We start from the raw sequence: 12,039 nt of genomic DNA on the forward strand, positions 1-12,039 counted from the left end.
GCTAGGTCCAATGACACCACACCCGGAGGCCTTATGACCCAAACACCAGAAGAGATCAGCATTAATCTGCTGGATGCAGCCCGTAAAGCCGGAGCCGAAGCCGCGGATGCGATTGTTATTGATGGGTCTTCCGTTTCAGTCGATGTGCGCGAAGGTGCGTTGGAACATGCCGAGCGTTCGGAAGGCACAGATTTGGGATTGAGGGTTTTTCTGGGTAACCGACAAGCCATTGTATCCAGTTCTGATAGCCGTCCAGAAACAATTGCTGCGATGGCCGAACGTGCTGTGGCTATGGCCCGCGAAGCTCCCGAGGATCCGTTTGCCGGCTTGGCAGACCCTTCACAGCTGACTTCAAATTGGGATTTGAACGCTCTGGAGCTGTTTGATCCAACTCTTGAACCCAGCGCGGAATCTCTGTTGAAGGACGCATTGGCAGCCGAAGCCGCTGCTCGCGCAGTTTCAGGAGTGACACAAGTATCAGACGCCGCTGCGGCTTATGGGACGCACCGCGTTCATCTGGCCGCTACAAACGGGTTCTCCGGTGGTTACATGCGCAGCAGTCGCTCGACCTCCTGTGTTGCTATCTCGGGCGAGGGCACGGGGATGGAGCGGGACTATGACGGTGACAGTCGAAGCTTCCAATCCGACCTGCGCGATCCTGCCGAAATCGGTCGCACCGCTGGTCAACGGGCTGTCGAAAGAACCGGCGCGCGAAAACCCGAGACGGGTTGCTTTCCAGTTTTATTCGATGAACGTATTTCATCTTCATTAATCGGACATCTTTTGGCTGCCTGCAATGGTGCCGCAATTGCGCGTGGGGCATCATGGTTGAAAGATTGTTTGGGACAACAGGTCCTGCCAGAACATCTGTCGCTGGTCGAAGACCCCCACCGCCCACGCATTTCCGGCTCGCGCCCGTTCGACGCCGAAGGATTGCCAACCCGACAGCGGGCCATCGTTGAGAATGGCATTTTAACGGGCTGGACACTTGATCTGTCCAGCGCACGCAAACTGGGCATGGACTCAACCGGAAACGCAGCACGCGGTGTATCCGGACCTCCATCGCCCAGCAACTGGAACCTGAATCTGACACAGGGAACCCAGAGCCGATCGGATTTGATGAGAGACATGGAAACCGGTCTTTTGGTGACCTCCATGATTGGATCGACGATCAACCCTAATACAGGCGATTACTCCCGCGGTGCGTCTGGTTTTTGGGTCGAAAACGGGGAAATTAGTCACCCAGTCAACGAATGTACCATTGCTGGTAATCTTCGGGAAATGCTAATGCGCATCATTCCGGCCAACGATGCACGATGCTACCTGTCGCGGGTTGTGCCTTCTATTCTGATCGAAGGGATGACTCTTGCCGGCAACTGATTTGTCCTTGCTGATTGAAGCGGCGTATGAAGCAGGAAAAATCGCTACGCGATATACCGGACCTCGCGCGAAGCGCTGGGATAAGCCCGGAGGTGCGGGGCCAGTGACCGAGGCAGATCTTGCGGTGAATGAGATGCTGGAACGCGATCTGTCATCAAATCGGCCCGACTATGGCTGGTTAAGTGAAGAGACTGAGGATTCGTCCGATAGACTGAACCGCGAAAAGGTATTTATCATCGATCCAATCGACGGCACGCGAAACTTCGTCGAAGGTTCCCGAACCTGGGCGCATTCCATTGCCGTGGCCGAGCACGGCGAAGTCACCGCTGCCGTTATTTATCTGCCAATGCGCAATCTGATTTATGCTGCCGCCAAGGGCCAAGGCGCTACCCTGAATGGGGAACCCATACAGACCTCGGACCCAGGCATTATGCATGAAGCAGAAATTCTGGCCGCAAAACCCAATCTAGATCCACGCCACTGGCAATCCGGCAACGTTCCGGTATTCGTCAAAGCGTACCGCCCTTCGCTTGCCTATCGCATGGCACTGGTCGCTCAGGGCAGGTTTGACGGGATGTTGACCCTTCGTCCAAGTTGGGAGTGGGATATTGCAGCCGGAGACCTTATTCTACGCGAAGCAGGTGGCCTTTGCACCGACCGGCTTGGCCAAGACCTGCGCTTCAACAACGCCCATCCCCGCCTAAACGGAGTAGTCGCGGCGGGACCTAACCTGCATGGTCAGATTTTCATCCATCTTGACCCAAGGGGACCGGGATTGCCGGGATGAGCAAACCGCGCTCTCTCAGCCTTGCGGCCTATCGTGTCCTGTCCTGGGGTGTGCCAACTAAAACTGCAGGGACCCAAACACCTCGACCCGATGGTGAATTGTTGTGGGTTCACGTGAACGATCCCGGCAGGATTCGCGTTGTCGATGATTTTTGTCGCAGGTTATTGTTGCTGCGGCCGGAGTTATCTTTGTTACTGACAGCTCCATCCGGCGTCGACGTTTCCACTTGGGAAGATTGTATAGCTTCGCCGATTAATTTACCAACGGATCAGACTGGGGCTGCTCGTGCCTTTTTGGACCATTGGCGTCCTGATATGGGCATCTGGATCGGTGGCGGCGTGACGCCCAATATCGTTACCCAGGCCAATGAACGTGAAGTCCCACTCATCCTTGTCGAGGCGAGCGTGGACGTGAAAGTCGCGCCGGGTGGGCGCTGGTTACCGGATATCAGTCGATATACTCTCAACTGCTTTTCAAAAATTTTGGCGACTTCCGAAAAAACTGCACGGCAAATTCGCCGGCTAGGTATTCAAAACAGCAAGATCGCTGTCTCACCACCCCTTCGGATCAACCCGAACCCACGACCATGGCCTGAAGACGAGTTAATCGAAACCAACCACGCATTGGCGGGTCGCCCAGTTTGGCTGGCAGCTTGGGTTCAAGACAATGAATTCATCTCCGTTCTCACTGCGCACCGTCAGGCAATGCGAATGCTCCCGCGTTTGGCGTTGGTTCTTCATGTCGCCGACGGGTCCGAAATGGTCCAGCTTACGGACAGGCTATCATCTATGGACCTGCGTTGCGCCAATTGGGATGATGGCCAATTGATCGAAGACAGCACGCAAGTCATCCTGTTTTCGGACCCCGAAGACCTTGGCTTGTGGCATCGGATATCGTCGTTGACCTTTATGGCAAACTCGCTTGAGCGGGGCATGGGAGGACATGATCCGTTGATCTCGGTCGCTCTGGGATCCACTGTCATCCACGGGCCCCATGTGGAAAGACATCAGGATGCTTATGACAGGTTGGACAAGGCTGGCGCAGCTTTGAAGATCGCGTCTGCCTCAGAGCTGGGTGACGGTATCGTCGCGTTAATGGCACCGGATCGTGCGGCGGAAATGGCGCTGGCCGGTTGGGCGGTTGTAACGGAGGGGGCGCCACAGGTCGACCAGTTGACAGAATTCGTTCAAAATGAACTGGACTCGCAGAGAACCCAAGATGCGCGCACCTAATTTTTGGAATACCAGCCCCGACAAGCTTGACGTGTGCGCCCGTCTTCTAGCCCCAATTGGGCGAGTTTATGCTGCAGCAACAGCGCGCCGGATTGCGTCTGAGCAAGGGCTAACCCCAGGCGTCCCAGTAATCTGCATTGGCAACTTGCATGCTGGCGGGACAGGCAAGACACCGACTGCGATCTGGGTACTGGAACAATTACGCGATGCCTGGCACAACCCCCATGTTGTCACCCGCGGCTACGGCGGTTCATTGAAAGGTCCCGTTCAAGTCGATCCAGCTCGTCACAGCGTCGCTGAGGTCGGCGACGAGCCGCTGTTGCTTGCGTCCTTTGCCGACGTTTGGGTCGCCAAAGACCGTGCTGCTGGCGCTCGTGCAGCCGCAGAATCCGGTGCTTCGGTCATCGTATTGGACGACGGTTTTCAAAACCCATCTGTGAAAAAGGATTTCTCGATCATTGTAGTCGACGCCGAACGTGGTTTCGGTAACGGGCTGTGCCTTCCCGCCGGACCTTTGAGAGAACCCGTAAGTGTCGGGCTTAAAAGAGCGGACCTCTTACTGTCGTTGGGCGGGGCAAATGCTCAGGAAAAGTTTTCTGCTCAATGGGACGCTAAAGTGAAAGTTCCACGCGCTACCGGACAGTTGACTCCGTTGCAAACAGGCATGGATTGGGCCGATACTCCTGTTCTTGCCTTTGCAGGTATCGGATATCCCGAGAAATTCTTTCAGACCTTGCGCCAGCAAGGTGCGCAGTTGTTACGAGCCGAAGCGCTTGATGACCATCAACTTCTAACTCCGGCCTTGATGGGGCGGCTGGAGAATGACGCTCGAGAAATCGGCGCGCAATTAGTGACAACTGAAAAAGATGCGGTACGCCTGCCCGCCGCTTTTCGCAGTAAAGTCGTAACGCTTCCTGTCCGGCTACAGGTAGACGAAGCCGAACAGGTTAAGGAAATGTTGCTGGGTGTTGCACCGCCGCCGTAACGATGTCTTAGGTCGGGTGGCGACCCTTAGGTAAGGGCAGCCACTTTTGAACTCAGCTGCCCAGTTCGCTTTCGATCAGCTTTTTGAATTCTTCGTAGGATTGGTTGTCAACTTTTTTGCCGTTGACGATGAATGACGGCGTTGCCCGAATGTCATCACGCTCAGCGTTTTCCTGATACCATGCAACCAACGTTTGAGCGCGCGTACCGTCTTGCAAACAAGCGTCAAGTTGCTTGTTGTCGATTCCAGCTAGGCGGCCAATTTTGCGAAGCTCATCCACGATTTCGGTCGGTCCACCTGCGCGCGTCCATTCCGACTGCCCTTCGTAAATCAAGTCTGTGATGCCAAAGAATTTTTCAGGCCCGGCACAGCGCGCTACCATCGAGGCCCACAAACCATAGCGGTCGAAGTAAACCTCACGATAAGTGAACTTGACCTTTCCGGTGTCAATAAAATCCTTCTTGAGCTTCTTGTACGCCCCTTGGTGGAAATTCGCGCAGTGCGGACAGGTATAGGACGCATATTCGATTATCTCGACGGGCGCGTCAGCGGCCCCCTGAACCATTTCGACAATAGTCGAAGTATCCAGATCAGCCTCTTGTGCTTCAGCACTGCCAATTAACGTGGGCGCTGGTGTCGAATTCGGCAAAGTTAACCAATAGCCGCCCGCGGCTACGGCTACGACCGCACAAATTACAGTTGCAATACGGCTCATTCTAAGCCCTTTCTTAGTGTTTCTGTTTGGATAAAACGTTCCGGCCAAGACGTTCAAGGGCCGCGCGTAAATCCACATCATTTACGTCACGCGACACTTTATCGGCCTCAGCTGCGATTTCAGGTGCGATTTCAGGATTTTCCTGTTTCGGTTTGTGGTCGAAGCTGGCCTGCCCATCTGCGAATCCCGTCGGAGCGGTCTGGGTAATTCGGATATTGGTTATTGCGCTAAACCCATAGACCGCATTCACGCGTTCTCGAATTTGTTCCTTTTGCATATCCAGTATCGGGGCCTGAGGTCCGGTCGTAAGCACGGTCAGAGTAGCCCCAAAATTGCCATTGCCATACCCTACTTTCACCGGTCGGGCGATCGCGGCAATGTCTTGGCCCACAATTTCAGCCCAATGGGTCAGCAAACGCGAAACGGCAAACCCGCGGCTCTCGCCAGCGCGCCGAATTTGATCGTTCAGCAAGGTTGCGGTGCGCTTGAACCCGCGGGTAGAAGAACGTCTGCTTTGCATCTGGTTTCCAACTTTTCCGCGCCTATTGTAATGGGTGATGGCCACGGCGCCAGCGAAACTCGACAGGAAGATAGATAAAACTTGCGTGACTCCGCTGAATCAGACGTAAGCACCGCTTTGCTGAGGTGGTACGACGACCATGCTAGAACCATGCCGTGGCGTGTTGCGCCAATGGATCGTGTGGCAGGATGTGTACCCGACCCTTACCGGGTCTGGCTATCCGAAGTCATGCTGCAACAGACAACCGTTGCCGCCGTTCGCGAATATTTCGTCCGCTTTACAACGCGCTGGCCAGACGTAAAGGCTCTGGCGGCTGCTCCCGACGATCAGGTCATGGCTGAATGGGCTGGTTTGGGTTACTACGCCCGCGCCCGCAACTTGTTAAAATGCGCACGGGTCATAGCGACTGTCTACGACGGGAAATTTCCAAGCAGCTATGAAGCCTTGACGAAACTACCGGGCATAGGCCCGTACACCGCTGCAGCGATTGCCGCGATAGCATTTGATCGGCCTGAAACCGTAATGGATGGCAACATTGAGCGCGTTATGGCCAGGCTGTTTGACATTCATGACCCTTTACCAGGTTCAAAGCCCAAACTGAAGAAAAGGGCTGCCGAGCTTACACCGGATGAACGTCCGGGTGATTATGCCCAGGCCGTCATGGATTTGGGCGCCACCATTTGCTCACCTAAGTCGCCAGCTTGTGGCGTTTGCCCAGTTCGAACATGGTGCCGTGCCCAGTCTGCTGGCTCACAATTCGAGTTGCCCAAAAAGTCCCCTAAAAAACCAAAACCGACCCGGCACGGCCACCTGTACATTGCACGGCGAAACGATGGTGCATTGCTTTTGGAACGCAGGCCGGAAAAAGGTTTGCTCGGTGGCATGCTGGGATGGCCTGGATCAGACTGGTCAGAAACCCCTGTGCCTGCGCCACCCTTTCCGGCAGATTGGACCGTGTTGAGGGGCGAGGTCCGCCACACTTTCACGCACTTTCATTTGATACTGCGCATTTGGACCGCAAACTTACCTGACGGAACCATTCCAGAAGGTTTGATCATTCTGGACAAACACAATTTTCGCCCGAATGATCTTCCTACCGTGATGCGCAAAGCCCATTCCCTTTGGCGCGGGCAATAGGTCACTGCGAATTAATTGCGGCGAACTAGACTGCCCACTCCAGGTACGGAGCACCAGGATGATCGAGCCGAACAAATTGTCACGCTGGCGAACTGCATTGCCTTTCTGGGCCTCGTTCCTTCTGATTCCTGTCATCTGGATTTCGGCAATTGCTGGGGGACAGTGGATTCTTTTGGTTCCACTGTCCACTTGGTGGGCCTATGCCGTGCTGGATCATTTTGTTGGCCTGAATCTGGATAACGCTATCCCTGAAACACCTGATGGTCAGCTACGCTGGTACATCCTGTTAACCAACGCCTGGGCACCTGTTCAATTCATCACTCTGTACGGGCTAATCTGGTATGTGAGCGGGTCGCAAACACTGTCATCGCTGGAAAAGATCGGTGTGTTTTTCGGCATGGGCGTGATTTCAGGCACAATTGGGATCAATTATAGCCACGAGTTGATGCATCAATCGGACAAGCTTGAACGATGGCTGGCGGATATTCTGCTCGCCATGGTACTCTATTCTCATTTCCGGTCCGAGCACCTTTTGGTTCATCATCGCTATGTTGGAACTCCACACGACCCAGTAACTGCGCGTTACAACGAAGGGTTTCACCGCTTTTACCCTCGTGTCTTGAGGCAAAGCCTTGTTTCCGCGTTCCGAGCCGAGCAACAAAAACTGGCCCGGAAAGATTTGCCTTGGACCGACAAGACTAATCCATTCTGGCGATACTGGATTCTGCAGGGCAGCATGCTTTTGTTGGCGCTTGCTGTCGGTGGCTGGGCCGGACTAGGCCTGTTTCTGGTCCAGGCTGGCACTGCAATCTGGCAACTGGAATTGGTTAACTACGTCGAACATTACGGGTTAACTCGTAAATATTTGGGCGACGGAAAGTACGAACATGTACGCCCGCGGCATTCCTGGAATTCTTCCCAAAAAGCCTCAAACTGGCTACTGATCAATCTTCAGCGCCATTCTGACCACCACTACAAGCCGAACCGCAGATTTCCTTTGTTGCAACACCATTCACAGGACGCAGCACCGCAGCTCCCTTACGGTTATCCCGTCATGACAGTCGCTGCTATGATCCCACCACTTTGGAGACGTGTCATGAACCCCAGGGTACAAGCCTGGAGGCAACAATATTACCCTGAGATCACGAACTGGCGCCCTTACAACAATGCTCAAAACCCGGCACCTAGGACTTAGGTCAAGCCCGTTTCACCCAGGTGGATTGTCAGCGGATCGTAAAACCCAGATATCCATCGGCAGGCTAACGCCACGGACTGTTTGTTGATTCAAGGCGACAAAACCAGACATTGTTTGTTGTGTACTGGGAGTTTCCTTAGATGATTGCAATCTAACCGCGTCGCTTATGACGACACGGGCGCTGTACTCGCGCGTCATCGCCTCCAGCTTGGCTGCAACATTGACCGCATCGCCAATTACAGCAAATTCCAAACGGTTTGCGCCAATATCGCCCAATACTACGGAGCCATAGTGGACACCAATTCCAACGGCAATTTCAGGCTCCCCGGCGCGGACGCGCTCCAGGTTCCAGCGATCAATGACCCCTACCATAGCTTTTGCACAGGCCATAGCGTTACTGGCATCCAGAGGCGTTGGAACCGGCGTCCCGAAAGTCGCCATTAAACCATCCCCCAAATATTTGTCCAACGTACCGTGGTGACGAAAAACCTCGGTCTCCATTCTTGCGTGAAATCCGCGCAGAACTTCGATCACGTCGTAAGGATCGCGACCAGCCGCAAAGTTTGTGAACCCGACGATATCGATGAACAATACTGCCACGTTTTCTTTCCGAACCTGCTTCAGCGGTTCGTCGTTCTGACTCAGCGCATCAACCACGTTGGGTGAAAAATAGCGGGAAAGATTTGCCCGTTCGCGTTCCAGACCGGCATTGCTCATCAATAGCCGATTGAGACGTTGCATCGAAACGCCCAGCGTCACGGCCACCATCACAAAGACTATGACCTGTTGAACCCGCTGCGGCACCATAAAGCTGTTGGGGTCAAGCATCTCTGCCACGTCAGGATATCCTTGCAAAGCTTCGGCCACTCGCTCGCTGATTCCAGGAATTGGCGACGCAACCCACCAGGCAATGACCCAGCCAATCGTCCACATTCCTGCAGTCCAGGTTCCGATGGCCACTACCGTTCGCCAGGAATAAGCCAGCGTTCCAGCCGCCAAGATGATAAAGAAGTACTGGAAATTGTCGAACCTGTACTGCATGGCCAAGGGCCGAACATCATCGCTGAACGGGTTGGGAACGATCATGGCCGTTGTCATGATCAGAAGGTCCAGAAAGATCAACAGCAACTCTGTTCTTGATTGTCCAACCCGGCCAGCGCGGCGGATCAACCATCCATTCGCGCAAATCAACAGAAGAATGAAGTGATACCACAACACTTCCCAATGCGGGTTTAGAAAGATCAGCAAAACACCGGTCAGACCCATTGCAATCCATCTGGCCCGCACCGCCAGTTCCAGCCCTTCCTGCTTATGCCGTTCCAGCGCGGCCTCGGTATATTTGTTGTCCAGATCAAACTTGTCTGGCTGGGTAAGAAATATCCTATCGATACGGGATTGGCGGGCGCTTATGTCGGTCATTGCCTTAATCTCCCATACGGGCTTTCAGTTACTACACTATGCAACCACCACTGGCGCAAAAACAAAAGACCCCGCCGTAGCCGGCGGGGCAAGGCTTAGTGCCATGTGTCAGGCCACAGGCACCGGCGGTATTGGTGAAATCAGTTGTGCATCTCAGCTCGGATTTGTTGGCGCAACACATCGATCGGCACGGTTTTGCCATCTCGCTTGAAACACCAATAAGTCCAGCCGTTGCAGGAAGGCGCATTTTCCAGATGCGCACCCACCTGATGGATCGAACCCTTTACGTTGTCGCCAACAAGCGTGCCGTCGGCCCTGACCTTGGCCTTGTGGCGCTGGTTCATAGAATAGAGCTCTTCGCCCGGGCGAAGCATGCCGCGTTCGACCAGTTGACCAAAGGGTACACGTGGCTCAGCACGTTTGCTGGCGCTGACTTCAAGCGCTTCTCGGTCAAATTTGCGAACCTTGGCGATACGCTTTTCCGCAACCTTGCGATAACTTTCTTCCCGCTCGATCCCGATAAACTCGCGGCCCAGCATCTTGGCGACTGCTCCGGTCGTTCCTGTTCCAAAAAACGGGTCCAAAACGACGTCTCCCGGATTTGTCGAACCGATCAAAACACGGTGCAGCAAAGATTCAGGCTTTTGCGTTGGGTGCGCCTTGTCACCATTTTCATCCTTAAGCCGCTCATGCCCAGTACAGATTGGCAACACCCAATCACTACGCATTTGCACACCTTCGTTAAGTGCTTTTAGCGCCTCATAGTTGAACGTGTACTTGGCTCCCTCGCGCTTGGAAGCCCAGATCATGGTTTCATGGGCGTTAGTAAACCGCTTGCCTCGAAAATTGGGCATAGGATTCGATTTGCGCCACACGACATCGTTTAATATCCAGTACCCCGCGTCTTGAAGGGCCGCACCGACACGGAAAATATTGTGATATGATCCGATCACCCAGATCGCGCCGTCGGGTTTGAGTAGTCGATGAGCAGCCTTCAGCCATTCTCGCGTGAATTGATCGTAAACGGCAAAGCTCGAAAATTGGTCCCAATGATCGTCAACCGCATCCACCTGGCTGTTGTCTGGTCTATGCAACTGGCCTTTGAGCTGCAGGTTATAGGGCGGGTCCGCAAATATCAGGTCAATCGATGCCGCAGGCAGACTGTTCATCGCTTCGATGCAGTCGCCGGATAGAATCGAGTTTAAAGGGAGCGCGGATGCGCCCTTTGTCTTGGTCGTTGTCATTTCACTGCCTCAGTTCCACGGCGCTTTTGCGCTCATTTGGTTGAGACAAGGATGAGTCAAAGTCGATTCGCCGTCAATTTCTTTTTTGAATCAGAGACTTACAATTTACTCTTGATACAATATATTGTGGACCGGCTTGAAAGAAACTCTATGATGTGGGGTCGCACCAAGATTTTGCAGCGCTTCGCGATGCTGTTTTGTCGGATAACCCGCGTTCGCCTCCCATCCATAACCCGGATGCTGTTGCGCCAAATCCACCATCAGCTTGTCACGCCAGTTCTTTGCGACAATTGAAGCGGCCGCAATCGAGAGTGATTGCGCATCCCCTTTAACCACCGCCTGAGACGGAACGCGAATGTCGCGCGGAATCATGTTTCCGTCGATCAGCAGAAAATCTGGCGTCGGGGTCAACGCTTTCACAGCACGCACCATCGCAAGATGTGACGCTTGCAAGATGTTCAACTCATCAATCTCGGTCACAGATGCCTCGGCTATGGAAATTTGGGCACGGTTGTGAAGCTCTGCGTCCAAAGCGGCCCGACGCTTGGCAGTCAGCTTCTTTGAATCATTCAAACCTTCGGGGATGTCCACCGGATTCAAAATTACAGCCGCAGCTACAACCGGGCCGGCCAAAGGGCCCCGACCTACTTCATCAACACCAGCGATCCTGACACGCCCACCCGCCAGTAGTGCTTGTTCCAGCTCGTAATTCGGTTTCATCATGCACCTAGGCAAATCGCGTTTTAACAAAACCTGCAAGGCGAAAGAGGGGATGACAACAGCCACCCCCTCCCGACGCGACGCTTCTGCGGTGTCGCTCCTGCTCGATATTCGCATTCAATAAACGACGCGATAACCGTGTTGGCGCAAGCAGGCGGGTTCGTAGGCTCGTTTTACCTTTTTCCCGTTCCAGAAGCCAACCTCGCATTGGCTCGGCAATTTTTTTGCATGCTTGTAGTATTTGCTCAGGCAATTTGGCCCCAGCAACGGCCGGGAATTCGAATAATTGTCATACGTGCGTAAGCAGCGCCGAGGTAGGTCGTATCGCGCCACACGATCCGGTAATGGGCGTACACGTGGATATCTTCTACTGGGCTTATTGTATTCAAGACGCGGGGCGCGGGTTATCGCTTGTTTGCGTTCCCGCCGTTCCTGCTTGGAATAATGGTGCAAGGCTGCTCCTACGATGGCAATGGCTGCTAATCCACCCAAAATATCCTTGGCGTCGGCAGCCCGTGCTTTGGAGGCTGAGATGCCCGTGACGATTACGGCTGTAGCGACGATCAGAGCGATGAATTTACGATGCATGGTGCATGTCCTTTCGGATGTTCCAGTGACCCGCAACGGGCCGTGTAAATGATGCTCTGACTCTGTGGCCGGCCCCTTTGGACACGCAATAACAGCTGATTGATATCGGATAGCCGC

12 protein-coding genes are annotated in these 12,039 nt (G+C 54.0%); 6 read left to right on the forward strand and 6 right to left on the reverse strand.

Annotated elements, in window-relative coordinates; genetic code table 11:
• Positions 1 to 33: 33 nt before the first annotated feature.
• The 4 genes from GOV45_RS15045 to lpxK are packed head-to-tail and all read left to right on the forward strand — an operon-like array spanning position 34 to position 4,384.
• Positions 34 to 1,380 carry a TldD/PmbA family protein gene (locus GOV45_RS15045; RefSeq protein ID WP_170479262.1) on the forward strand — a complete coding sequence of 449 codons (1,347 nt, stop codon included), beginning with the start codon at positions 34 to 36 and terminating at the stop codon, positions 1,378 to 1,380.
• Complete coding sequence (locus tag GOV45_RS15050) at positions 1,367 to 2,167, forward strand: inositol monophosphatase family protein (protein ID WP_170479264.1); 801 nt, start codon at positions 1,367 to 1,369, stop codon at positions 2,165 to 2,167. Before GOV45_RS15045 ends, GOV45_RS15050 begins: the two co-directional genes overlap by 14 nt.
• On the forward strand, positions 2,164 to 3,399 hold the full coding sequence (locus GOV45_RS15055; RefSeq protein WP_170479266.1) for a 3-deoxy-D-manno-octulosonic acid transferase: 1,236 nt from the start codon (positions 2,164 to 2,166) through the stop codon (positions 3,397 to 3,399). Before GOV45_RS15050 ends, GOV45_RS15055 begins: the two co-directional genes overlap by 4 nt.
• On the forward strand, positions 3,386 to 4,384 hold the full coding sequence (gene lpxK / locus GOV45_RS15060) for a tetraacyldisaccharide 4'-kinase (RefSeq protein ID WP_170479268.1): 999 nt from the start codon (positions 3,386 to 3,388) through the stop codon (positions 4,382 to 4,384). The genes GOV45_RS15055 and lpxK overlap by 14 nt, the downstream gene beginning before the upstream one ends.
• Before the next feature lie 52 nt (positions 4,385 to 4,436).
• Here lpxK and GOV45_RS15065 read toward each other — a convergent pair whose 3' ends face one another.
• On the reverse strand, positions 4,437 to 5,099 hold the full coding sequence (locus tag GOV45_RS15065; protein WP_170479270.1) for a DsbA family protein: 663 nt from the start codon (positions 5,097 to 5,099) through the stop codon (positions 4,437 to 4,439).
• Positions 5,100 to 5,112: 13 nt separating this feature from the next.
• The gene (locus GOV45_RS15070) at positions 5,113 to 5,619 is read right to left on the reverse strand and encodes a DUF721 domain-containing protein (RefSeq protein WP_170479272.1); all 507 of its coding nucleotides are present in this window, start codon (positions 5,617 to 5,619) and stop codon (positions 5,113 to 5,115) included.
• An 81-nt stretch (positions 5,620 to 5,700) separates the two neighbouring features.
• Between GOV45_RS15070 and mutY the strand changes: the two genes are divergently transcribed.
• Together mutY and GOV45_RS15080 are read left to right on the forward strand one after the other, a co-directional pair.
• Positions 5,701 to 6,756, forward strand: coding sequence for an A/G-specific adenine glycosylase (mutY, locus tag GOV45_RS15075; protein ID WP_170479274.1), 1,056 nt, complete (start codon positions 5,701 to 5,703; stop codon positions 6,754 to 6,756).
• Positions 6,757 to 6,814: 58 nt separating this feature from the next.
• Complete coding sequence (locus GOV45_RS15080) at positions 6,815 to 7,951, forward strand: alkane 1-monooxygenase (RefSeq protein WP_170479276.1); 1,137 nt, start codon at positions 6,815 to 6,817, stop codon at positions 7,949 to 7,951.
• Between the two features lie 12 nt (positions 7,952 to 7,963).
• Here GOV45_RS15080 and GOV45_RS15085 read toward each other — a convergent pair whose 3' ends face one another.
• From GOV45_RS15085 to GOV45_RS15100, 4 genes are all read right to left on the reverse strand, one after another.
• The gene (locus GOV45_RS15085) at positions 7,964 to 9,370 is read right to left on the reverse strand and encodes an adenylate/guanylate cyclase domain-containing protein (protein WP_170479278.1); all 1,407 of its coding nucleotides are present in this window, start codon (positions 9,368 to 9,370) and stop codon (positions 7,964 to 7,966) included.
• A gap of 140 nt (positions 9,371 to 9,510) precedes the next feature.
• Positions 9,511 to 10,614 carry a site-specific DNA-methyltransferase gene (locus GOV45_RS15090; protein ID WP_170479279.1) on the reverse strand — a complete coding sequence of 368 codons (1,104 nt, stop codon included), beginning with the start codon at positions 10,612 to 10,614 and terminating at the stop codon, positions 9,511 to 9,513.
• Positions 10,615 to 10,719: 105 nt separating this feature from the next.
• The gene (locus GOV45_RS15095; protein WP_170479281.1) at positions 10,720 to 11,451 is read right to left on the reverse strand and encodes a ribonuclease HII; all 732 of its coding nucleotides are present in this window, start codon (positions 11,449 to 11,451) and stop codon (positions 10,720 to 10,722) included.
• Positions 11,452 to 11,922: a hypothetical protein gene (locus tag GOV45_RS15100; protein ID WP_170479283.1), complete on the reverse strand. Its 471-nt coding sequence runs from the start codon at positions 11,920 to 11,922 to the stop codon at positions 11,452 to 11,454.
• Between the last annotated feature and the right edge of the window lie 117 nt (positions 11,923 to 12,039).

Source organism: Ruegeria arenilitoris (assembly GCF_013035425.1).
Lineage (GTDB): Bacteria > Pseudomonadota > Alphaproteobacteria > Rhodobacterales > Rhodobacteraceae > Ruegeria > Ruegeria arenilitoris_A.